We start from the raw sequence: 22,738 nt of genomic DNA on the forward strand, positions 1-22,738 counted from the left end.
TTTATTATTACATATATACATAAATATTATACCATAGTAGTTGAAAAAGTAAATACAGTAATAAAATAACTTTTACTTTTAAACATGTCCTCATACTAATTCTAGTAAAGAGTTTGTAATTAAGAGAATGAAGTGAGAAGTAGATATTATAGAAAATACTTATTGTAGGCATTAATAAGTACTAATAGGACAATTGTATAAATTAGTAAGAATTCAATAATAGCATAAAAGTACTAAATACTGCGTATCTAAAGCCTTAATTAATGTTTCTAATAATAATATAATAGAATTAAGAAATTTAAATAAAAATTTCATGAAAGAGGGATAATTATGAAAAACTTAACATTAAGAGATGCAACGGAGGTGGATGCCCCCATTATCGCTGGTCTTATATATGATACTGAGGAAACACCAGATCATATTTGGGGCCAGGGCACTAAAGAGGAGATTTTAAATAGGATTCAATGGCTAGTATTAAGTCAGGAATCTAGATATTCATATTTAAATATAAAGGTAGCAGAACTAAATGGAAAGACCTGTGGAGCTATAATTCTTTTAAACAGTGAAGAAATATCTCATTTAGATACAAAAACTAGTTTTGAATTACTTCATATGATAAAAGGAATTAAAGGAAAAATAAAATTTATAAAGGACCTTATTTTAGGAATGTACTTAAAAGAGGGTGGAGATAAAGAGCTTTATATAGCAAACTTAGCAACTACTAAAAAAGTTAGAGGTCTTGGAATAGGAAAAGAACTAATGAAGTTAGCAGAAAAGGTAGCTAAAGAAAAAGGATATAAAGGTTGTTCACTGCTAGCTAAGGATGAGAAAGTAAGAAAGTTCTATGAAAACTTAGATTATAAATTTGAAAAAGAAGAAAAGTATTTTTCTCAATATTTATATAGAATGGTAAAAATGGTTTAATGTTATATATGTAAATTATAAGGACTAAATGTCCATGATATATATTACCTATGAAAAAAGGTCTTGTCATTTAGAAATGACAAGACTTTTTTCATTATATGTTGTTTCTAACTTTAAATACTTCTTTATTCTTAATATATACTCTAGGAATTCTGGATTTAATTCTGCAAAGAATTTCGTAGTTTATTGTGCCTAAGGCTTCTGCCATATCATCAGCGTTAAATTTTAAGTCTCCTTCTCCACCTAAAATAATAACTTCATCACCAGTTTTTACATTTTCTATGTCTGTTACATCAATCATACACTGATCCATACAAATTCTACCTAGAATGCTAGCAAATTTACCATTTACAATTACCTTAGCATTTTCACTTAATGCTCTAGGATAACCATCTCCATAGCCTATTGGTAGTGTAGCTACAATAGTTTTTTTATTGGTTTTAAAGGTTTTACCATAACTTATATACATATCCTTATGCAATTCTTTTACATGGGCTACCTTTGCTTTCAAAGTTAGAGCTGGTTTTACTGAAAGGTTATCCTTAGAAACTTCTTTAGAAGGGTAATAACCATAAAGTATAATGCCTGGTCTCACGCCATTTAAATAAGTTTCAGGCATATCTATAATTGCTCCACTATTAGAAATATGTTTTAACGGAATTTCAATTCCAAGAGCTTTTAAATCCGCAATAACCTTTTTAAATTTAAAAAGTTGTTCATTGGCATAGGATTTGTCTTTTTCATCAGAGGTGGAGAAGTGAGAATATATTCCAATCACTTCTAAACCTTCTAAGTTATAAACTTCATTTATAGTTTTATCGGTATCATCACCAGGGAGAAATCCTATTCTACCCATACCAGTATCTATGGCAATATGGATTTTAGCTTTTTTATTAAAGCTTAAGGCTATTTTTGATAGTTCCTTTGCATAATCTAAATCATATACTGTTTGCTCAATATCATAATTTATTAGCTCTTCGCCTAAGTATAAAGGAGTATATCCTAAAATTACTATAGGAGCATTAATATTATTTTCTCTAAGTTCTATGGCTTCTGTCAGCATTGCTACAGCGAGTCTAGAGGCTCCATTTTCTAAAAGGGTAGGAACAACATCTACAGCTCCATGTCCATAGCAATCTGCTTTTACGATAGCAATGAGCTCTTTATCTCCAACTAATTTTTTTTATATTTTTTGTGTTAGTGGCTATTGTATCTAAATTTATCTCAGCCCATACAGGTCTCATTATTTTTTCCATTGTTACACCTCGTAATTTCTTTCATTATTTCTAGTAAGCTATTTTAGTTATATTCATTAAGAATTTACTTCGTTATATCAAGTGAAACTTACCTTATACTATTATTTTAGTATAATTACATTAAATCACAAGAACCAGTTAGTACAGGATTTATTGATAAGGTGGTTTACTTAGCTTTTTTACATTATCACCAATTATTTTTATTCCTACTTTGATATCTTCATCACTTACTCTACCAAAGCCTATTCTAAAGCAGTCCTTGCCTTTGCCACTATTTATATAAAAGATATCACCAGGCATAAATAGCACATTATCCTTATAACATATATCTAGAAGTTGTCTTGCATCTATATTATTTTTAAGCTTAATAAATATATGAAGGCCACCTTCTCCAGTAACATATTCATAAGGGATGTACTCATTTATCATTTCCATAACCAGATTATACTTATCTCTATAATATTTTCTTACATTTTTTACATACCTACTAAAGGCTCCACTTTTTAAGTAATAGTAAAAGGAAGCTTGATCAAGGAAAGAACAGTGAATGGTTCTACCTCTTTTTACACTTTCTAAAACATCAATCAAATCTTTACTTGCTAAAATCCATCCAATTCTAAGACCTGGAAAGAGTATTTTAGAAAGACTGCCAATATAGATTATACTATTACCCATGCCACTTAATGATGCTATGGGATCGATGGGAGAGCTAGAGTATAGAAGCTCTTCATTAAATCCATCTTCAATTATAGGTACAGAGTACTGTCTAAAAAGATTATAAATTTCTTTTCTTCGTTTGGTTTTAGTTACAATACCTGTAGGATTATTATAAGAAGGGATTATATATCCAAATTTAGGATTATACTTTTCAAGCTTCATTTGTAAATCTTCTAAATCCATACCTTCTTCATTCATTTTTACCTGGATAACTTCAATTTCATGGGATTTCATAATTTTTAATGCTGTATTATGGGTAGGTTCTTCACAAAGGATTATATCTCCTTTTTTAGTTAAAGAACCTATAATAATATCAAAGGCTTCAGTAAAACCGTTAGTGATTAATATATCTCTACCTTCAGTATTAACTCTTTTTTCCTCCATATACTGAAGAAAATATTGGATTAAAGGGGCATATCCCTTAGCATATCCATAGTTTAATAGGTTTTCTTCCTCATAAGTCCAAGCATCTAAGAGAGCTCTTTTAAAGTCATCCATATTAAAGAGACTAGGTTCAGGGGCAATAGATTTAAAGGAAATCATATTGTTTTTATAGGGAAGTTCACTTTTAATAATATCAAGATCTCTAAGGGTATCAGCATAATTGTTAATCATATTCATAAAATTAATATTATATTCTTCACAGGTGTTTTTAGTCTCCATTAAAATAAAGGTACCAACACCCCTCTTAGTAGTTATTATTCCTTTGCTTTCCAGTTCTTCATAGGCAGCAATGACAGAATTCCTACTTATGTTTAAAAGCTTACTTGCTTCTCTTGTGGAAGGCAGTTTACTATCTTTTTTTAATTCACCCTTTTTTATTCCATTAATGATATGTGTTTCTAGTTGCATATAAATAGGTTCATCCTTATTTATAATTAGAGTAGAAAATATCATATTTAACACCACCTATTTTTATTAATTGTATTCCTATAAAAGTTATCATAAGAATACAAAGTAAAAAAGATTCAAGTTTGCATTGGTTATCTTTACAAAACCAAACAAAAGAATCACTTAAAAATAGTTTATTAGAAAAATAAGTTAGTTTCAATAGAAAAACAAGAATAATTGTTGTAGAATATTAATAGAAATTTTGAAATACTTAGGAGGACATCATGAATAGTTTAGTTATTGTATTTTTATTAGCAGTAGTAGGAGGGGTTATTGGATGGGTAACAAACATATTAGCCATAAAGCTTATGTTTAGACCAATTAATCCAATTAAAATTCCATTAATAAATTTAGAGATAATAGGATTAATTCCAAAGAGAAAAAATGAAATAGCACATAATATTGGGGAAGTGGTGGCAAAGGAATTATTGTCAATTGATGATGTAATAAAAAATGCAATCACAGAAGAAGATAAGGTTATATTTAGTCAGTTAGTTAAAAATAAGATAAGAAATTTAGTGGCAGGAAAGATGGATTTTGTGCCAGCACCCTTTAGAATCATGGTTCAAGGACCTATAGATAACATTATAGAGGAAGAAGTTGATGGGGCTTTAAAGGAAATGGAAAGTGAAGCTGTTAATCATATCAAAGATAAAGTAGATATTAAAGAAATGGTTGAAGAAAAAATAAATGAGTTGGATTTACAAGAACTTGAAAGAATTATTATAAATGTAGCTAAAAAGGAATTAAAACATATTGAAGTTTTGGGCTTTATCTTAGGAGCTGCAATAGGTATAGTTCAAGGATTAGTGGTTATGCTCTTTAAATAAGAATATACATAATTATAGATAAGCGGTTGATATGAAGTATAAAATATGATATGTTAAATTAAGAATTTAATAAAAAATCCACAGAATTCTGTGGGAGAGGTTCGTAACCATCCCTCTATAAAAAACTAGGGAATAAGACTTATATGGTCGTGCTATACCCTTAGTGCGACCTTTTTTAGGTTGTATTTTTTATGCCTTGGGATGGAGCTCAAGGCATTTTTTTATGTTTTTATTAAGAAAGGAAGAGAAAAGATGGATAAGAGAAAAGTAATAATAGATTGTGATCCAGGAATTGATGATTCATTGGCTATAATTCTTGCACTAAAATCAGAGGAGATAGATGTTAAAGGGATAACTATAGTATCGGGGAATGTCCATGGAAAAAAAGGGGCAGAGAATGCATTAAAGATACTTAAAGAACTAAATAGGTTAGATATACCAGTGTATCTTGGGGAATGCGAACCTATGGAAAGAAAATTAATTACTGCAGAGGATACCCATGGAAGAGATGGACTTGGTGAAAGTTTCTTACCAAGGGTAGAGGAGGTAACCTATAAAGAAGGTGCAGTAAATTTTATTCTAGATGAGTTAAAATCAGAGGATATCACAATTATCGCATTGGGTCCTTTAACTAATATAGCAAAAGCTTTAGAAAAAGATTGTGAAGTTACAAGAAAGATGAAGGAGTTAGTTCTTATGGGAGGAGCTTTTAAGAGCTTTGGGAATTGTTCTCAAGTAGCAGAGTTTAATTTCTGGGTTGACCCTCATGGTGTAGAAAAAGTCTTTAAGGAATTAAAAAGGAAGATTACCATGGTGGGATTAGATGTTACTAGACAATGTGTTTTAACTCCCAATTATATTGAGATGATAAGGCAGTTTAATGAACCTCTTGGAGAGTTAATTGTAAAGATAACTAAATTTTATGTGGACTTTCATTGGAACCAAGAAAGAACCTTAGGATGTGTAATTAATGATCCACTAGCAATAGCATATTTTATTAATCCTGAATTATGTTCTGGAAAGGAATATTTTGTAGATATAGTTACAGAGGGAAAAGCTATAGGAATGACACTGGTGGATGAAGGGGATTTTTATAGAGAAAAACCAAATTGTCTAGTGTTAACAGAGGTAAATTCAAAAGGTTTTATGGAAATGTTTCTAACAAGAATTTTTCCAAAACATAAAGAAGATATAATATCAATTTTAAATAATTCTAAATATGGACTAAATTAAGAGGAGGAAGGTTAGAAATATGAATAGTAAAAAGAATAAGGGAATTATTTTTATGGGTTTAGCAGTAGCTATAAACTTAGTAGGAGGATTTATAGCATTATCATTAAAACTTCCAATTTACATTGATACTATAGGAACTATTTTAGTTTCAATATTATTTGGACCAGTAAGTGGAGCTGTGGTTGGAGGATTATCATCAATTATTAATGGTATAACCTTTGATCCTATTTCATTTTATTTTTTACCAGTACAATTAGTAGTGGGGATAGGTACAGGAATGTTATTTAAAGGTGAGAAGGTTGGAGTTTTAAAGTCGATTTTAAGAATATTATTAATTACAGTTTTAGGTTCAGCAACAGCGGCAGTTATTGCTTCCTTTGTTTTTCAAGGGATAACTTCCTCAGGTTCAAGTATTTTAGTTGCAATACTTAAAAACTCTGGAATTAGTATTATTACAGCAGTTTTTTCTACTCAGATTTTTACAGATTTATTAGATAAAGCTGTGAGCTTTGGATTAGTTTTTACAGTTATTAAAATGTTACCATTAGATATTAAAAGCAATATTGTTGGGGATGAATAGTATGGATAGATATAATATAATAACAGGGAAAAATAAAAGAGAAATAGTATTACTAAAGGCATTTCCATGTGTTTGGGGGAAGTGTACATTTTGTGATTATATAGAGGATAATTCAACAAACTCTTCAGAAATCAATGATATAAATAAAAATGTGTTAAAGGAAGTAAAAGGAACATATGGTACCTTAGAAGTGATTAATTCAGGAAGCTGCTTTGAATTACCTATTGAAACCTTGGAAAGCATTAGAAAAATAGTAATAGAAAAGAATATAAAAAAGATGTTCTTAGAAAGTCATTGGTGCTATATAAGTAGATTACAAGAAATGAGAGATTTCTTTGGAATTGAAGTTATTTTTAAAATTGGAGTTGAAAGTTTTGATAATAATTTTAGAAATTTAGTGTTAAATAAAAATGCTAGATTTAAAGATTATAAGGAAGTTAGAAAGTATTTTAGCTCAGTATGCTTAATGGTAGGTATAAAAGGACAAAGTAAAGAAATGATTAAAAGAGATATTGATATAGTATTAAGTCATTTTGATTATGGAACAATAAATATATTTACAGAAAATACTACGGATATTAAGAGAGATGAAGAATTAATAAGTTGGTTTGAAAAGGAATATAATTTCCTTAAGGATGTTAGTAAAATTGAAGTGTTATTTGAAAATACAGATTTTGGAGTAGGGGATTAATTTTAAGAATTGCCTTATTAAAAGATAGAATATACGAGGTGAGCTAATTACTCACCTCGTATATTATTATATTAACGAAAATTCAATAATCTTATCTAGTAAAGTTGAATATTCCATGTTAGCAGCTTTTGCACTTTTGGGGAATAGAGAATTTTTGGTCATACCAGGTAAAGTGTTTAGTTCTATTACATAGGGTTTATCATTACTTACCATTATATCTACTCTTGCGTAAGCTTTACAATCAAAGAGCCTATAACATTTTTTAGATATTTCATTGATTTCATTTTCAAGGGATTCTGAAAGAATAGCTACTTCCTCTAAGGTATCTGTATCATTGTACTTAGATTCATAATCAAAGAAAGTTCCTCTATGGATTATAGATAGAATAGGTAATGTGTCACCATTCAATAGGGGAACGGTGTACTCGCTACCATTTATATATTCTTCTATAATTATTTCATCACCATACTTAAATCCTTCTAAAATAGCATTCCTAAGTTCTTCACGGCTATAAACTAAAGAAATTCCAATACTTGAACCACCACTGTTAGGTTTAACTATCATAGGGTATTTTAATTCTTCTATCTTTTTTAAATTTACACCTTCGTGTTTGTATAGATTAATTCCATTTGCTATAGGAATACCCTCAGCTTTAAGAATTCGCTTACATTGTTTTTTATTCATGCAAAGGGCACTAGTCAAAGGATTACTTCCGGAGTAGGGAATTCCTACACTTTCCAAGATACTTTGAATAGCACCATCTTCTCCAAATTCCCCATGAAAGGCTAAAAAAGCAAAATCTAAGTCGTGAATTTTATCTATAACTTCGTTTTTAGAGTTTATAATCATAGGAATTACTTCATATTTATCTTTATTTAGGTTTTTAATTATTTCTTCTCCAGATAAAAGGGATATTTCTCGCTCAAAGGAAATTCCACCCATTAATACTCCAACTCTCATATATACATCTCCTCAAATTTATATTCTTATACTATAATAATATTTCAACGAAAAAAAATAGAAAGTACCATTAAGTAATGGATTTTAGATAAGGGTGGTTTGATAAGGCAACTTAATTTTTAAAATTGTCATTTTATTTGTATTGCTAGTACACAAATGAGTTTACATTATATTATAAATTATATGGAATATAAGTACCGCATGGTGTATAATTATTCTCAATATAGGAATATAATGGATAACATTGGTGTATGTATGAACAATTTATATAGCAAACATGAATTACATCTAAATTTATCTATGGATAGGTAAAATAAGTGTTTAAAACATATCCATATTTTATATAGGAGGAGAAATGAAAAGAAAGATATTTATAGGAATATTAGTCATAGTAGCAATAGGGATAATATATATCATTTATCCTAAACAGGGAACTTTTGAAGAGTTTATTATAAATAGGTATAACATGGATAATTGTACCAGCGTAACCTTTTTTTCTTTAAAAGGAGGAATTGATTCTTCTGAATCATGGAATATATATAAAGAAGAAAAGACAATGAAATTTATAGATTATATGAAGAATGTGAAAATGAAGGAAAATAGAAGTAGTGATTATGGAATGGAATATTTGATGACAATTATAGGATCATATAAGGAAGAGGGTTCAACAGGTCCAATAAGAATTGATATAGCTTGGATTAATGAAAAAGAGATTATGATAAGTTATAAAGGACAAAAAAGAAGGTATTATAAAATAGTAGATGAAGACTTTAGTATGGACAAGATTAAAGTATTACTAAAAGATGGGTAATGCTTTAGGGCAATATAAATAAGAATTTGTTAGAATAGTCCTTAGTATAATAATCCAAGAATTAAGAAATAACTAAGAATAATATATTTATTTTTAGTTATAAGTCTTTGATTTAATAAGGGTTAAGAGGAAAACTAAGGAAAGGAAGCTTGTTAACATATGAGTACTATAGTATGTGATTGCGTAAATATAAAGAGAAATTTAAGCATGTTAACGGATTTTTACCAATTGACTATGGGTAATGGATATCTAAAGAAGGGGATGAAGGATAGAATAGCATATTTTGATATGTTTTTTAGAAAAATCCCTGATGATGGGGGATATGTAATAATTGCTGGATTAGAACAATTTATAGAGTATATAAATACTTTAAGTTTTACTGAAGAAGACATAAGCTTTTTAAGGGAAAGAGGAATATTTTCTGAAGATTTTTTGGCGTATTTAAGAGAGTTTAAATTTCAATGTGATATATGGGCCATTCCAGAGGGAACGGTGGTATTTCCAAATGAGCCTATAATAACTGTTAGGGGGCCAATTCCTCAAGGTCAATTAATAGAAACTATGCTACTTTTAACTATAAATCATCAAAGTTTAATTGCTACTAAAGCAAGCAGAGTTGTTAGAGCATCTAAGGGGCGAAATGTTTTAGAATTTGGTTCTAGAAGAGCTCAAGGTTATGATGGAGCATTATTAGGAGCAAGAGCTGCTTATATAGGAGGTTGTTTTGGAACTGCATGTACAATGGTAGAAGAATTATATGGAATTCCATCTCTAGGAACCATGGCTCATAGTTGGATTCAAAGCTTTCATAGTGAATATGAAGCCTTCAAGGCTTATGCAGAAGTTTATCCAACTTCCAGTGTACTTCTTGTAGATACCTACAATACTCTTAAAAGTGGTATACCTAACGCAATAAGAGTTGCTAAGGAAATATTAGAGCCTGAAGGAAATAGATTAAAGGGAATTAGGTTAGATAGTGGTGATATTGCATATCTTTCAAAGGCTGCTAGGAAAATGTTAGATGAAGCTGGCATGGAAGATTGTAAAATAACTGCATCTAATTCCTTAGATGAATACCTTATTAGTGACTTGTTACTACAGGGTGCTGAGATAGATATCTTTGGAGTAGGAGAAAATCTAATAACTTCTAAATCTAATCCTGTATTTGGAGGAGTATATAAGTTAGTAGCTATAGAAAATGAAAACAAATTAGAGTCTAAAATAAAATTAAGTGAAAATCCGGAAAAGGTAACTAATCCTGGTTTTAAAAAATTGTATAGGTTTTATCATAAGAAAACTAATAAAGCAATAGGTGACTTACTTACCTTAAGGGATGAAGTTGTAGATGAAAGTAAGCCATATATTCTTTTTCACCCTGTTCATACATGGAAGAAAACTGTTTTAACAGACTATTATGTAAAAGAATTACAAGTGAAAATCTTTGATAAAGGACAATGTGTATATTCATGTCCTAGTATTCAAGAAATTAGAGAGTATTGCAAAGGACAGGTTGAAACCCTCTGGGAGGAGTCTTTGAGGCTTAAAAATCCTCACAAGTACTATGTAGATTTATCTGAAGAACTATGGACACTAAAATATGATTTAATTAATAAATATTCCAATGAAGAAAGTAATCCTTAGAAAGCGTTAATTATTAATATATAAATATAAAAATGACTATATGATATGAATGTCACATAGTCATTTTATGGCTTCATTTATTTATTCATTAAAGGTAAGCTATTTAGATTTACAGAGTCTTTTCTATCACTAAGATTACTTAGGGTTTCATGACCTTTCTCTGTTTTACCTAATGAATCTATTAGTATATTTTTAGAGTTTTGGGTTTGAATTGTATGTTGATCCTTAACCTGTTCTTCGTTGGAGAAATCATCATTAATTTTTATATGATCTAGATCTTTATTTAAAGTAGTTACATAGTCTAAATCATCATCCATAGAAGAAATAATATCTTTTGGCTTAAATAGAATTTCTTCAAAGTTATTGTTATATTTGCTATTCATTATGAGCCTCCTTATAATATAATTAGTTTTTTAATATGTTTTTAGCTTTTACAGCACATCCCTGAACACAAGGAGCTATGTATCTAAATTTAGGGTGAGGTTCTTCTGTAGCAGCTACATATTTCATAACTATGCTATCCAAATTAGATGATTCAGTTAGTTTAAAGTATAGATATTGTTTCCTCTGTAATTTATTTATTTTATTTTTAAAGTATGAGTTTACCTTCATCCAATTAAACTGTTTACTTATATTTAATTGATTGAAACCTGTAGCATAGGAACCAGGTTCAATTAAGATTACAGGAATATTCACTCTTGGAAGTTGCTTAAGTTCTTTATTTAAACAATACCCAATGGATTCAAGGGCAAATTTAGTAGAACAGTAGGGCGATAAAAATGGTATAGCCATGCGACCAGTTAAGGAAGATAGAAATATAATTCTTCCTTTTCTTCTTTTTATCATTCCTTTTAAAACAATCTGAGTCAATTCTATAGGACAAAACACATTGGTTTCAAAAGTAGCTCTAAATCTGTTTACATCTATCTCAGCTACGGAGCCAGAATCTCCTATGGCAGCATTATTTATTAGTACGTCTATAGGTAAGTCTCTTACTTTTTCTCTATCCTCTTTACACAATACATCTAACTTAAAGCTTTCAATGGGAAGTTTCCATTTTCTATTTAACATATTTAATTTGTATGCCTGTTCATCGGTATGAGTGGTTGCATAAACATAGTGACCTCTACTGGCCAAGGTTATAGCTGCTTTACGTCCAAGACCAGAACCACAACCAGTTATTAATATGTGTTTCAATATTATCACCTCTAGGTTAGTATGTGTTTTATTTCACTTATAATTCTTCTTATACAAATAATGACTTATGGAAAATTATCCATAAGCCATTAATCAATAATAGATTGTCTTATTTTAAAAAGTTTTTAATAGCATTTATAGCAACTTCTCTATCATCAAAATGAAATTTTCTTTTACCTATAATTTGATAGTCTTCATGACCTTTTCCAGCAATTATAAGCAAATCATCATCTTTTAGTATTTTTAATCCTTTTTCTATAGCATTTTTTCTATTAATAATTTTTTCATAAGGAGTCATTGTAGATAACATTCCTAATTCTATATCATCGATGATTAATCTTGGATTTTCAGTTCTAGGATTATCAGAAGTAATTATACAATAATCTGATAAAGAGCCAGCTATTTTACCCATAATTCCACGCTTGGTTGTATCTCTATCTCCGCCACAACCAAAGACGGTAATAATTCGTCCACAGGTTATTTCTCTTGCCATAATGAGGAGTTTCTCCAAAGCATCTGGAGTATGAGCATAATCTACTATTATATTTTTATTTAAGTTGTTTTTTATCAATTCAATTCTACCAGGAACAGGGTTAATATTGGGGAGTAGTGTTATAATGTTCTCAATGCTCATTCCTAAGGAATAGCATGCAGCTACTGTAGCTAATATATTGTATACGGTAAATTTACCGGGAATTTTTACATTAACTTCATTACAAGTTTTTTTAAAATTCACTTTAAAACTAATATAATTCCTTCTATACATTACATCAGTAGCTTGAATATCAGCTGAATTTTCTATTCCATAAGTTAGTATTTTACATGGCACTTCTTTTATTATTTCTTTTGAAACATTGTCATCAATATTAATAATTCCTAATTTGCATTTATAAAATAACTTCATTTTTTCTCTTTTATATGCTTCCATGGTACCATGTTCATCTAAATGATCTTGAGATAAGTTGGTAAATATTCCTATATCAAAATCACAAAAATCTACTCTGTGTTTTGCTAGAGCAGAAGAAGTAACTTCCATAATGACACTGTTGGCATTATTATCTTTAAATTCTCTAAAGGCTTTTTGAAGTTCCAAAGCTTCAGGAGTAGTTGGAGTAGTTTTGCTAATATTTACTTTTTGATTGGTAAGTTTGAATCCTAAGGTGCCGATGACACCTACAGTTTTTCCAGTGGATTCTAATACATCTTTAATATAATGTGTAATTGTAGTTTTCCCATTTGTTCCTGTTACTCCTACAAGTTCTATTCCTTTTGAGGGCTCCTTATAAAATATATTACATATATTAGCCAAAGAAATTCTAGTATCTTTCACTTTTATCATAACTATATCATTATTTGAATAAATAATATCTTTCTCTACTAATATGGCAATAGCACCATTTTCAACTGCTTCATCGATAAGATTATGACTATCAATATTATTACCATTTATACATATAAATAAGGAGTTTGGCTTTATCTCTCTAGAATCATAACTCACGTTTTCGATGTTTATATCCACATATCCATTTATTAAGGTGTAACTAATTTGATTAAGCAATTTATATAACTTCATAATTATTCCTCCGCAATTAAATAAACTCGTATATTCTTATTATACGGAGTAGATTTCCTATAAATAGTGTTTATATTGCTTAAAATAATGCAAAAAGTGCTTATTAAAAAATGATTTAGTGTTAAATAATTATTCATTTGATAAAGTTACAACTACTAATTCAGGGCGATTAAATATTCTTTGAGGAGCTAGACTGTTACCAAGTCCTCTACTAATTACTAAAGATGTAGAATTTAATCTGTGGATTCCATTAGTATATTGAGGAAAAAAGCCTTGATCTGGAGCTATAATTCCCCCTAAAAATGGAAGGCGAATTTGTCCACCATGGGCATGACCAGAAAATACTAAATCTATATTTTCTTTGGCATAAAGTGTAATTAACTCGGGTCTATGAGAAAGGAGAATAGTAAAATTATTTTTACTTTTAGTTTTTAAGTTTCTCAATATTTCATCAAAGCTAAAAGGAGAGTTAGGGTACTCGTAATTATCTATAGGATTAAAGCATATGTCTGCTAGTCCTAAAAGAGAAATAGTAACACCATTTAACTGTATATTTTTATAAGTGTTATCCATATTTATGACACCATACTCTTCAAAGATGATTTTTAATTCTTCATATAAATCTGATCTTGATTCATGATTTCCAGATACATAGTATACGGGAGCTATATCTACAGCTGATTTAATGTAGGAAGTAGCTATATTCATATTATCTTTATTTGTTCTTCGGCTATCAATTAAATCACCAGTAATTACAATTATATCCGGGTTAATTTCTTTAGTTAAGGATATTAGATTTTTTTGATTAGCTCCAAATTCTTTATTATGTAAATCTGAAATTTGAAGAATTTTATAACCATTAAAACCACTAGGAATTTTTGAGTTTACGTAATCTATATTAGTTACAACTATATTATTATTTTGCCAATAACAGAAAGTTATAATAAATATTAGTAAAATCATTACAATTATTAATTTTTTTATATTCATATTACACATCCTTATAATAATTATTAGCATGCTCTATTATATAAAATAGCAATTTTTAAACTAATTCATTTATAGTATACACAAATAAATTTCTTTACTAAAGACAAATGCACAATATTTAACATATATGTAATAAGTGCAAAATCATAATAAGAACCCCTTTCATAAGTCTATTTAGCCTTTATTGATATTTCTATGGCAAAGTGATAGAATATGAAAAAATGGAGGTAGTATTATTATGTATAGCTTTAAAAATGACTATAGTGAAGGAGCGCATCCAAGAATAATAGAGGCATTAATCAAGTGTAATATGGAGCAGAGTGAAGGTTATGGAGAAGATATATTTACAGCAAGAGCTATTAAGTTAATTAAGGAAAAAATAAGAAGAGAAGATGTAGATGTTCATCTTTTAGTTGGAGGAACCCAAACTAATCTTACTGCTTTATCAGCCTTCTTAAGACCTCATGAAGCGGTAATTGCAGCAGATACTGGTCACGTGCTAGTTCATGAAACTGGAGCCATTGAGGCTACAGGGCATAAGGTTATTTCTGTAGACGTGGAAGATGGAAAATTAACCAGAAAAAATATAGAAGCTGTAATAGAAGAGCACACTGATGAACATATGGTAAAGCCAAAACTTGTATATATTTCTAACTCTACAGAAATAGGAACAATATATAAAAGGGAAGAGGTAGAAGCGTTAAGTGAAGTGTGTAAAAAACACGATTTATATCTCTATGTTGATGGTGCACGATTAGGCTCTGCACTATGTTCTAATGAAAACAATATGAAAATCTATGAATTGGCTCAATTAGTAGATGCCTTTTACATAGGTGGAACCAAAGGAGGAGCTTTAATAGGAGAAGCTCTTGTAATATGCAGAGATACTTTAAAAAAGGATTTCAGATACCATATTAAACAAAAGGGAGCTCTACTTGCAAAGGGAAGAATACTAGGAATTCAATTTGAAGAATTATTTAAGGATAATCTATATTTTGATTTAGCAACTCACGCTAATAATATGGCACAAATTCTTAAAAAGGGCATTGTAGATGCTGGTTACAGTTTTATGATAAATTCATCTAGTAATCAAGTCTTTCCTATACTTCCTAATAAATTAATTAATAGTCTTGAAAAAAAGTACTTATTTTTGATTTGGGAAAAAATTGATAAAGAGAATTCAGCTATTCGTCTTGTCACATCTTGGGCAACAAATGAGGAAAAAGTATTGGAGTTTATAGCTGATGTGAAATTATATAATTAATGTATAAAAAGATAGAAAACTAGATTTAACTAGTCAATTCTGTCTTTTTAATTTTATAACAATATAAGTATTAGGTAGATAGTTTGAAGTTGACTAAAAAAGTAAGAATATTATGCAAAATTATGATACAATTATTACATACAACACTAAGTATGTTGTATAAATGTAATAAAATTCATAAAAAGGTATTGACAGTTACCTTACGTAACCTTCTATTATATTAATATAGGGTAAGGTATACGATTGCTTTGGAGGGATAAATATGAATAGTGATGAATTTTATACCACTGGGGAATTTGCAAAGAAAGCAGGAGTTACCATTAGAACTATTAGATATTATGATAGCAAAGGAATTCTTAAGCCATCATATACTAATAACCTAGGATATAGATATTACTCTGATGAAGATTTTATAAAATTAAAAAAAAATCTTAGCTTTAAAGTACTTGGGATTATCCTTAGATGAAATTATAAGCACAGAAAATTGCGATTATAAGAAAGAAGATATGATGAATTCTCTGAAACTTCAGAAAAGTATTATTAAAAATAAGATGAATAATATGAAGGTAGTATTAAATGCTATAGAAACAGCTGAATTTAGTATGAATGAGAACTCTAATATGAAATGGGAAGAGGCTATTGATGTAATAAAATCTTTAGAGAGTGAGAAGGAATTACTGCAACGTAGTAGAGATGCATCTAATTTAAATGAAGGCGTGAAGTTAATGGATAGATTCTCAACAAATAGGTATGGTTGGTATCCATGGGTATTTGATAATATGAAAATCAAAAAGAAGGATAAGGTTTTAGAAATAGGTTGTGGTAATGGAGTTCTATGGGCTAAAAATATGGACAATCTACATGAGAGTATAGAGGTTACTCTAACAGAGATATGTGAAGATATGATAAATGAAGCAAAGTTAAATTTACGAGATAATTCTAAAAGGTTTAATTTTATAATAACTGATTTAACCTCATTACCCTTTGATGATAATAGTTTTGATGTAGTAATTGCTAATCATATATTATTTTTTATGAAAGATATAGATTTAGCTCTGGCTGAGATAAAAAGAGTTATTAAACCTAATGGAGTAGTATACTGTTCTACTATTGGAAGTAATCATTTAAGGGAGTTACAAGAATTAATGTTAAGCTTTAGTAGTAATATACGCATATATGAAGATAAGTTATCTTGTAAATTTGGATTAGAGAATGGGGAAAAAATACTTAGTAAGTATTTTAATACAGTAGAGAAAGTTTTGTATGATGATAAGCTTATAGTTAATGACACCAATAATATATTAGAATATATCTATTCTATACCTGGAAATATATTAGACATTATTGATTCTAAGAAAAAAGAATTTGAAGGTTATATAAAAAAAATAATTGATAAAAATGGAGAAATTTTTATAACCAATAGTTTAGGTTTGTTCAAGGCTGAAAATAAATAGGGTGTAAACTTTTACTTGTGTAAAACAATATTACATAATTTAATTTATTACTTAGGTTATGGGATATTGATATTATAAATAAAAAATTGTTAATTTAAATAAAGTATTTTTAATTAACAAAATGTTGTATAAGAAAGGAAAGAATTATGGGAATAAATGTTACAAGCGAAATTAAACCATTAAAAAAAGTCTTGTTGCATAGGCCTGGTGCAGAAATTGAGAATTTAACACCGGAATATCTGGAGAGATTATTATTTGATGATATTCCTTATTTAAAAGTAGCACAGGAAGAACATGATGCCTTTGCACAGGTTTTAAGAGACAATGGAGTAGAAGTTGTATATTTACATGAATTGGCAGCAAAAGTAATGGAAGACCCAGATGTTAAAGATGAATTTATTAAAATGTTTATAAAAGAAGCTAAAGTAGAGAGTGAACAAGTTAAAGAAGAATTATATAACTATTTAATTAGTTTTAATTGCAATGAAGAGTTAATTAGAAAGACTATGGCTGGAATTAGTAAGTCAGAATTGAAGAAAGCAAAAGCAAGGCATTTAGAGGATTTTTTAAATGAGGCATATCCATTTATTACAGATCCAATGCCAAATCTTTATTTTACGAGAGATCCCTTTGCATCCATTGGAAATTCAATAAGCTTAAATAGGATGTATTCTGAAACAAGAAATAGGGAAACTATATATGCACACTTTATATTTAAATATCATACTGATTTTAAGGGAACTAATAGGCTTTATGACAGGGATTTTGATTATAATATAGAGGGGGGAGATATTCTTAATATATCTGAAAAGGTTCTTGCAATTGGAATATCTCAAAGGACAGCTCCACAGGCAATTGAAAAAATTTCAGAGAGAATATTCTTTGAAACACCAGATAGCAAAATTGAAACTGTATTAGCATTTAAAATACCAAAGACTAGAGCATATATGCACCTAGATACAGTATTTACTCAAGTTGATTATGATAAATTCACTATTCACCCACAAATAGAAGGACCTCTTGAAATATTTGAATTAACTAAAGGGGAAAATGGAAAAGTGAAAATTACTAAGGAAAGTATGACATTACAAGAGGTATTGTCAAAATATTTAGAATGTGATGTAAAGTTAATTCGATGTGGTGGAGGAGATTATGTAATTTCACAAAGAGAGCAATGGAATGATGGCTCTAATACTTTATGTATAAGACCAGGTGAAGTTATTGTATATTCAAGGAATTATGTAACTAACAAGATATTGGAAGAGTATGGAATAAAAACTCATGTTATACCATCATCCGAATTATCAAGGGGACGTGGAGGCCCTAGATGTATGTCTATGCCTTTGATTCGTGAGGTTTAATGACACAAATATAACAAATATTTATTTTGTATTTTAAATTGACTAAAAATATAATATATTTGTAAAATAAAAAATCTTCTTTAAGTATCCAATGATTAAATACTGAAGAAGAATAAAATAAAATTATATAAAAAAACAACATATTAGGGGGAGTATAACAATGGCAATTAATTTAAGAGGACGTTCATTTTTAAAATTATTAGATTTTACACCTGAGGAAATTAGATATTTATTAGACTTATCTAAGGACTTCAAAAATTTAAAAAGAGCTGGAGTACCTCATAAAAATTTAGAGGGAAAGAATGTTGCAATATTATTTGCTAAGGATTCTACTAGAACAAGATGTTCTTTTGAAGTAGGAGCTATGGATTTAGGTATGGGTGTTACTTATTTAGGACCTACAGGTTCTCAAATGGGTAAAAAGGAATCTATTGCAGATACAGCTAGAGTATTAGGTAGAATGTATGATGGTATAGAATATAGAGGTTTTGACCAAGAAATAGTTGAAGAATTAGCAGCTTATGCAGGAGTTCCAGTTTGGAATGGATTAACAACTGAATTCCATCCAACTCAAATGCTTGCAGACTTATTGACTATAGAAGAGAAGTTTGGAAGATTAAAAGGAATTAACTTTGTATATATGGGTGATGCCAGAAATAATATGGGTAACTCTTTAATGGTTGCTTGTGCAAAAATGGGTTTAAATTTTACAGCTTGTGCACCTAAAGAATTATTCCCAGCTGAGGAGCTAGTTGAAACTTGCAAGGAAATTGCAAAGGAAAATGGATGTACTGTAACATTAACTGAAGATGTTATGGTTGGAACAAAAAATGCAGATGTTATCTACACAGATGTTTGGGTATCTATGGGAGAACCAGATGAAGTTTGGGAAGCAAGAATAAAAGAGCTAAGACCATATCAAGTAAATAGGGCTGCTATGGAAAATGCTAAACCAGAAGCTATATTCATGCACTGTCTACCAGCATTCCACGATTTAAAAACTGTAGTAGGAAAAGAAATGGGAGAAAAATTTGGAATGACAGAAATGGAAGTTACTGATGAGGTATTTGAGTCAAAACAATCCGTAGTATTTGATGAAGCTGAAAATAGAATGCATACAATTAAAGCAGTTATGGCTGCAACTATAGGGCTATAATAATTAAACCCCTTCTTAAAATTAAGAAAGGAAGGGGTTTACCCTATTATTTAATTAGCTAAACAATAAAATATTATATTTAAGTCATAGATAAAAATATAATAGTCTCAACATATTTTATATTTAAATTATATATGGGGTGAATTAAATGAAGGAACTAGTAATAGCTTTAGGGGGAAACGCCTTAGGAAAAACAGCTGAAGAACAATTAGATTTAGTTAAGCATACAGCAAAAACCATCGTTGATTTAGTAGAAGAAGGCTATAATGTAATTGTTGGCCATGGTAATGGTCCACAGGTTGGAATGATAAACTTAGCTATGGAATTTGCAGCAAATAATGGAGCAAATACTCCATTAATGCCTTTTGCAGAATGTGGTGCAATGAGTCAAGGATATATTGGATATCACTTACAACAATCCATTAGAACAGAGCTTATATCTAGAGGAATTAGAAAAAATGTTGCAACTGTAGTTACTCAAGTTGTAGTTGATGAAAATGATGAGGCTTTTAAAAACTTAAGTAAACCAGTAGGAATGTTCTATAGTAAGGAAGAAGCTGAAAAGATAGCTGCAGAAAAAGGATTTACATTTGTAGAAGATGCAGGTAGAGGATATAGAAGAGTAGTTGCATCTCCACAGCCGCAAAAAATTGTAGAGCTTGAAACAGTTAAACAATTAGTTGAACAAGGAACTATAGTTATTACTGTTGGTGGTGGTGGTATTCCTGTAGTAGAGGAATCTGATGGATCTCTTAGAGGTGTTGCAGCAGTTATAGATAAAGATAAATCAAGCGCAAAACTTGCAAAAGATCTAGATGCAGAAATGCTAGTTATTTTAACAGCTGTTGATAGAGTTTGTATAAACTTTAATAAACCAAATCAAGAAGAACTATCAGAAATTAATCTAGAAAAAGCTGGTAAATATATACAAGAAGGCCATTTTGCTAAGGGTTCAATGTTACCTAAGGTAGAAGCATGTATGGACTATGTTAAGTTTAGTAATAATGGTAAAGCTTTAATAACTTCACTAGAAAAAGCTAAAGAAGCTTTACATGGTATAACAGGAACTATAATAGAAAAATAATCGAATTTTATCTGGGTAAAACTAGAGTATGAGGATTTAAAGCATCTGTGAAAGCTGTTTTAAGTCCTTATTTTGTATGTAAATTTTAGTAAAGGTGATATAATTCTTTTATAGGTTGTTTAACTATTTTTATATTTCTATATTCTGTTAGGGTTAAAATCTATGAAGCTTGAAGCAAGTAGGGGAAATATTATTGTGAACATTAACTAAAAAATTTATATTGGAGGTATATGAATATGATTACTATTGTAGCAAAAAAGACTATAAAAAAAGATAAAAAAGAAGAATTTAAAAATTTAGCCAATAAACTTATAGAAGAAAGTAGGAAAGAAACTGGATGTATAGAGTATGATCTTTACGAAGATTTAAGAAATAGTGATAAAGTTGCATTTATTGAGGTTTGGGAGAGTGAAGAAGCAATAAAGTTACATAACAATTCAATACATTTTTCCAATCTTGTACCAGAACTAGCTAAACTTCAAGAGGGAGAAACAGAAATAACTCTTTATAAAAAAATATAGATAGAAAGCCTATTTCAAAGATAATATTGAAATAGGCTTTATCTGATGACTACCAGTACTAATACTCCAAGTTCTTCAAAGTGGTAATAAATAACTGCTACATCTCTGTATAACGATTTCCTCTAAGGGACAACGAATTCTAAGTATCGAAAATACTGATACTTAGAATTCTGTTAGTAACCTTCGAATAAGATAATAAATTTATTTATTATATATAAAAAATTTCTTAATTATAACTTGATATATGTATAAAAATACATATTTTAATAACAGGCAATGGAATATATGAAAAGTTTAATATATTGAAATTTTTATAAAATATTCTTTGAAATGAAATGAAGTTTATTACATATATTATAAAACCTTTAAGTTAACCACATAATTATCCATTAGAACAGTGAATATTATAACAGTTATTATGTAAAAATATATGTATTCGATAAAATAAATATTAGTTTTCTATTGTAATTTTATTAGTTTTGGAATAAAGTAATAATTGCTGATAAATTTCTAGGTTATATTAGATAGATACATAATAGAAATAGGGATTTGAAAGTGAAATTTGACTGAATGCTAATATAACATAAGTGGCATTTTAACGGAGGGGATTTATATGGATATTAACTTAATTGGAGTACCTCTTTATTATGGATGTGATAGAGCAGGGGTAGAAAATGGACCAGATGAATTAAGAGAAAACGGAATTAAAGAATTATTAGAAAATCATAAAAATAAGGTATATGATTTAGGAAATATTTATGTTAATAATACAAAGGATAAGCAACCTTTTGCGGCCGGAGTAAATGCAAAATACATTAATGAAATTATAGAAGTAACTGAGAATTTAGCTAATTCAGTTTATAGTTCCTTATGCAGTGGAGGTTTTCCTATAACTTTAGGTGGAGATCATGCTTTAGCTATGGGAAGTGTTGCTGGCTCAAGTAGATATTTCAAGGGAGATTTAGCTGTAATATGGATTGATGCTCATGGAGACATAAATACCTTTGAGACAAGTCCTACAGGAAATGTTCATGGTATGCCATTAGCCGCATCCATGGGTTTTGGAGATGAATCTTTAACGAATTTATATTTTAATGGTATAAAAGTTAAAAAGGAAAATGTATTTATAATTGGAGCAAGAGATTTAGATGAAGGTGAACTTCAATTAATTAAAGATAAAAATTTAACTGTTTGGACTATGGATAAAGTAAGAGAAATAGGTGTAGATAAAGTATGTAAGGAGCTTTTGGAAGGTTTAAAAGCACGAGGAATAAATAATATTCATATTAGCTTTGATATAGATTCTGTAGATCCAGAATTAATAAAGGGCACAGGAACTCCAGTTCCAAATGGATTTAATATAAATGATGCAGAGAAGTTATTAACTAGTATATTTAATACTAGATTAGTTAAATCTATGGATTTTGTAGAATTTAATCCATGTTTAGATGATACTGACACTACGTTAAAAAGTTGTATGTCATTAATAAAAAAAAATAGGTGAATTAATATAGATATAAAAATTAAATAATTAAATCTGTAGAAATGTAGTATACTATGTTTAATGATATATATTTATATCTAAGTTAATCAAAATAAAAATG

21 protein-coding genes, 1 pseudogene and 1 riboswitch are annotated in these 22,738 nt (G+C 29.1%); of the genes and pseudogenes, 15 read left to right on the forward strand and 7 right to left on the reverse strand.

What is annotated here, in order from left to right; all coding sequences use genetic code 11:
- Nucleotides 1-330 precede the first annotated feature (330 nt).
- Entirely contained in the window at nucleotides 331-924 is a 594-nt protein-coding gene (locus IO99_RS09645; protein ID WP_035132850.1) for a GNAT family N-acetyltransferase, read from the forward strand.
- A 94-nt stretch (nucleotides 925-1,018) separates the two neighbouring features.
- On the opposite strand, the pseudogene alr reads toward IO99_RS09645, so the two are convergent.
- Nucleotides 1,019-2,180 (reverse strand): annotated as a pseudogene (gene alr, locus IO99_RS09650) (alanine racemase).
- A gap of 150 nt (nucleotides 2,181-2,330) precedes the next feature.
- Nucleotides 2,331-3,794 (reverse strand): aminotransferase-like domain-containing protein, encoded by a 1,464-nt coding sequence (locus IO99_RS09655; RefSeq protein ID WP_035132852.1) that lies wholly within the window; start codon nucleotides 3,792-3,794, stop codon nucleotides 2,331-2,333.
- Between the two features lie 218 nt (nucleotides 3,795-4,012).
- Here IO99_RS09655 and IO99_RS09660 point away from each other — a divergent pair, with 218 nt between their 5' ends.
- The 4 genes from IO99_RS09660 to IO99_RS09675 all read left to right on the forward strand — a co-directional run bounded on the left by IO99_RS09660 (nucleotide 4,013) and on the right by IO99_RS09675 (nucleotide 7,122).
- Entirely contained in the window at nucleotides 4,013-4,618 is a 606-nt protein-coding gene (locus tag IO99_RS09660) for a DUF445 domain-containing protein (protein ID WP_035132854.1), read from the forward strand.
- A 90-nt stretch (nucleotides 4,619-4,708) separates the two neighbouring features.
- A riboswitch (PreQ1 riboswitch) is annotated at nucleotides 4,709-4,753 on the forward strand.
- A gap of 117 nt (nucleotides 4,754-4,870) precedes the next feature.
- Entirely contained in the window at nucleotides 4,871-5,851 is a 981-nt protein-coding gene (locus IO99_RS09665; protein ID WP_035132856.1) for a nucleoside hydrolase, read from the forward strand.
- Between the two features lie 19 nt (nucleotides 5,852-5,870).
- Nucleotides 5,871-6,431, forward strand: a complete 561-nt coding sequence (locus tag IO99_RS09670) for an ECF transporter S component (RefSeq protein WP_035132858.1) — start codon at nucleotides 5,871-5,873, stop codon at nucleotides 6,429-6,431.
- A gap of 1 nt (nucleotide 6,432) precedes the next feature.
- Nucleotides 6,433-7,122 carry a radical SAM protein gene (locus IO99_RS09675; RefSeq protein ID WP_035132860.1) on the forward strand — a complete coding sequence of 230 codons (690 nt, stop codon included), beginning with the start codon at nucleotides 6,433-6,435 and terminating at the stop codon, nucleotides 7,120-7,122.
- A gap of 66 nt (nucleotides 7,123-7,188) precedes the next feature.
- On the opposite strand, the gene IO99_RS09680 is transcribed toward IO99_RS09675, so the two are convergent.
- Entirely contained in the window at nucleotides 7,189-8,082 is an 894-nt protein-coding gene (locus IO99_RS09680; RefSeq protein WP_035132862.1) for a D-alanine--D-alanine ligase, read from the reverse strand.
- Between the two features lie 355 nt (nucleotides 8,083-8,437).
- Here IO99_RS09680 and IO99_RS09685 point away from each other — a divergent pair, with 355 nt between their 5' ends.
- Nucleotides 8,438-8,893 (forward strand): hypothetical protein, encoded by a 456-nt coding sequence (locus IO99_RS09685; RefSeq protein ID WP_035132864.1) that lies wholly within the window; start codon nucleotides 8,438-8,440, stop codon nucleotides 8,891-8,893.
- Between the two features lie 159 nt (nucleotides 8,894-9,052).
- Nucleotides 9,053-10,534: a nicotinate phosphoribosyltransferase gene (locus IO99_RS09690; protein WP_035132866.1), complete on the forward strand. Its 1,482-nt coding sequence runs from the start codon at nucleotides 9,053-9,055 to the stop codon at nucleotides 10,532-10,534.
- Nucleotides 10,535-10,611: 77 nt separating this feature from the next.
- Here IO99_RS09690 and IO99_RS09695 read toward each other — a convergent pair whose 3' ends face one another.
- The 4 genes from IO99_RS09695 to IO99_RS09710 all read right to left on the reverse strand — a co-directional run bounded on the left by IO99_RS09695 (nucleotide 10,612) and on the right by IO99_RS09710 (nucleotide 14,294).
- Complete coding sequence (locus tag IO99_RS09695) at nucleotides 10,612-10,917, reverse strand: hypothetical protein (RefSeq protein ID WP_035132868.1); 306 nt, start codon at nucleotides 10,915-10,917, stop codon at nucleotides 10,612-10,614.
- Between the two features lie 22 nt (nucleotides 10,918-10,939).
- Complete coding sequence (locus IO99_RS09700; protein WP_035132870.1) at nucleotides 10,940-11,731, reverse strand: SDR family NAD(P)-dependent oxidoreductase; 792 nt, start codon at nucleotides 11,729-11,731, stop codon at nucleotides 10,940-10,942.
- A 109-nt stretch (nucleotides 11,732-11,840) separates the two neighbouring features.
- Entirely contained in the window at nucleotides 11,841-13,304 is a 1,464-nt protein-coding gene (locus IO99_RS09705; RefSeq protein WP_035132872.1) for a UDP-N-acetylmuramoyl-L-alanyl-D-glutamate--2,6-diaminopimelate ligase, read from the reverse strand.
- A gap of 129 nt (nucleotides 13,305-13,433) precedes the next feature.
- Nucleotides 13,434-14,294: a metallophosphoesterase gene (locus IO99_RS09710; RefSeq protein ID WP_156964328.1), complete on the reverse strand. Its 861-nt coding sequence runs from the start codon at nucleotides 14,292-14,294 to the stop codon at nucleotides 13,434-13,436.
- A gap of 238 nt (nucleotides 14,295-14,532) precedes the next feature.
- Here IO99_RS09710 and IO99_RS09715 point away from each other — a divergent pair, with 238 nt between their 5' ends.
- From IO99_RS09715 to rocF, 8 genes are all read left to right on the forward strand, one after another.
- A complete protein-coding gene (locus IO99_RS09715; RefSeq protein ID WP_035132875.1) occupies nucleotides 14,533-15,558 on the forward strand; it encodes a threonine aldolase family protein in 1,026 nt (341 codons plus the stop codon).
- A gap of 262 nt (nucleotides 15,559-15,820) precedes the next feature.
- On the forward strand, nucleotides 15,821-16,024 hold the full coding sequence (locus IO99_RS18390; protein WP_051824035.1) for a MerR family transcriptional regulator: 204 nt from the start codon (nucleotides 15,821-15,823) through the stop codon (nucleotides 16,022-16,024).
- A gap of 94 nt (nucleotides 16,025-16,118) precedes the next feature.
- Nucleotides 16,119-17,012, forward strand: a complete 894-nt coding sequence (locus IO99_RS09720) for a class I SAM-dependent methyltransferase (RefSeq protein ID WP_198028578.1) — start codon at nucleotides 16,119-16,121, stop codon at nucleotides 17,010-17,012.
- A 128-nt stretch (nucleotides 17,013-17,140) separates the two neighbouring features.
- On the forward strand, nucleotides 17,141-18,373 hold the full coding sequence (gene arcA, locus IO99_RS09725) for an arginine deiminase (protein ID WP_198028581.1): 1,233 nt from the start codon (nucleotides 17,141-17,143) through the stop codon (nucleotides 18,371-18,373).
- Between the two features lie 160 nt (nucleotides 18,374-18,533).
- Nucleotides 18,534-19,529: an ornithine carbamoyltransferase gene (gene argF / locus IO99_RS09730; RefSeq protein WP_035132877.1), complete on the forward strand. Its 996-nt coding sequence runs from the start codon at nucleotides 18,534-18,536 to the stop codon at nucleotides 19,527-19,529.
- Between the two features lie 148 nt (nucleotides 19,530-19,677).
- Nucleotides 19,678-20,613, forward strand: coding sequence for a carbamate kinase (gene arcC / locus IO99_RS09735; protein ID WP_035132878.1), 936 nt, complete (start codon nucleotides 19,678-19,680; stop codon nucleotides 20,611-20,613).
- Nucleotides 20,614-20,849: 236 nt separating this feature from the next.
- On the forward strand, nucleotides 20,850-21,134 hold the full coding sequence (locus IO99_RS09740; protein ID WP_035132880.1) for a putative quinol monooxygenase: 285 nt from the start codon (nucleotides 20,850-20,852) through the stop codon (nucleotides 21,132-21,134).
- Between the two features lie 613 nt (nucleotides 21,135-21,747).
- Nucleotides 21,748-22,638, forward strand: coding sequence for an arginase (gene rocF / locus IO99_RS09745; protein ID WP_035132882.1), 891 nt, complete (start codon nucleotides 21,748-21,750; stop codon nucleotides 22,636-22,638).
- Nucleotides 22,639-22,738: the final 100 nt, after the last annotated feature.

This window comes from Clostridium sulfidigenes, assembly GCF_000732635.1.
Taxonomy (GTDB): Bacteria; Bacillota; Clostridia; order Clostridiales; family Clostridiaceae; genus Clostridium_J; species Clostridium_J sulfidigenes.

What these genes read in the sequence shown, in the direction of transcription:
- IO99_RS09645 (WP_035132850.1), top strand. Translation starts at nt 331, where the DNA reads ATGAAAAACTTAACATTAAGAGATGCAACGGAGGTGGATGCCCCCATT.
- IO99_RS09655 (WP_035132852.1), bottom strand. Translation starts at nt 3,794, where the DNA reads ATGATATTTTCTACTCTAATTATAAATAAGGATGAACCTATTTATATG.
- IO99_RS09660 (WP_035132854.1), top strand. Translation starts at nt 4,013, where the DNA reads ATGAATAGTTTAGTTATTGTATTTTTATTAGCAGTAGTAGGAGGGGTT.
- IO99_RS09665 (WP_035132856.1), top strand. Translation starts at nt 4,871, where the DNA reads ATGGATAAGAGAAAAGTAATAATAGATTGTGATCCAGGAATTGATGAT.
- IO99_RS09670 (WP_035132858.1), top strand. Translation starts at nt 5,871, where the DNA reads ATGAATAGTAAAAAGAATAAGGGAATTATTTTTATGGGTTTAGCAGTA.
- IO99_RS09675 (WP_035132860.1), top strand. Translation starts at nt 6,433, where the DNA reads ATGGATAGATATAATATAATAACAGGGAAAAATAAAAGAGAAATAGTA.
- IO99_RS09680 (WP_035132862.1), bottom strand. Translation starts at nt 8,082, where the DNA reads ATGAGAGTTGGAGTATTAATGGGTGGAATTTCCTTTGAGCGAGAAATA.
- IO99_RS09685 (WP_035132864.1), top strand. Translation starts at nt 8,438, where the DNA reads ATGAAAAGAAAGATATTTATAGGAATATTAGTCATAGTAGCAATAGGG.
- IO99_RS09690 (WP_035132866.1), top strand. Translation starts at nt 9,053, where the DNA reads ATGAGTACTATAGTATGTGATTGCGTAAATATAAAGAGAAATTTAAGC.
- IO99_RS09695 (WP_035132868.1), bottom strand. Translation starts at nt 10,917, where the DNA reads ATGAATAGCAAATATAACAATAACTTTGAAGAAATTCTATTTAAGCCA.
- IO99_RS09705 (WP_035132872.1), bottom strand. Translation starts at nt 13,304, where the DNA reads ATGAAGTTATATAAATTGCTTAATCAAATTAGTTACACCTTAATAAAT.
- IO99_RS09710 (WP_156964328.1), bottom strand. Translation starts at nt 14,294, where the DNA reads ATGAATATAAAAAAATTAATAATTGTAATGATTTTACTAATATTTATT.
- IO99_RS09715 (WP_035132875.1), top strand. Translation starts at nt 14,533, where the DNA reads ATGTATAGCTTTAAAAATGACTATAGTGAAGGAGCGCATCCAAGAATA.
- IO99_RS18390 (WP_051824035.1), top strand. Translation starts at nt 15,821, where the DNA reads ATGAATAGTGATGAATTTTATACCACTGGGGAATTTGCAAAGAAAGCA.
- IO99_RS09720 (WP_198028578.1), top strand. Translation starts at nt 16,119, where the DNA reads ATGAAGGTAGTATTAAATGCTATAGAAACAGCTGAATTTAGTATGAAT.
- argF (WP_035132877.1), top strand. Translation starts at nt 18,534, where the DNA reads ATGGCAATTAATTTAAGAGGACGTTCATTTTTAAAATTATTAGATTTT.
- arcC (WP_035132878.1), top strand. Translation starts at nt 19,678, where the DNA reads ATGAAGGAACTAGTAATAGCTTTAGGGGGAAACGCCTTAGGAAAAACA.
- IO99_RS09740 (WP_035132880.1), top strand. Translation starts at nt 20,850, where the DNA reads ATGATTACTATTGTAGCAAAAAAGACTATAAAAAAAGATAAAAAAGAA.
- rocF (WP_035132882.1), top strand. Translation starts at nt 21,748, where the DNA reads ATGGATATTAACTTAATTGGAGTACCTCTTTATTATGGATGTGATAGA.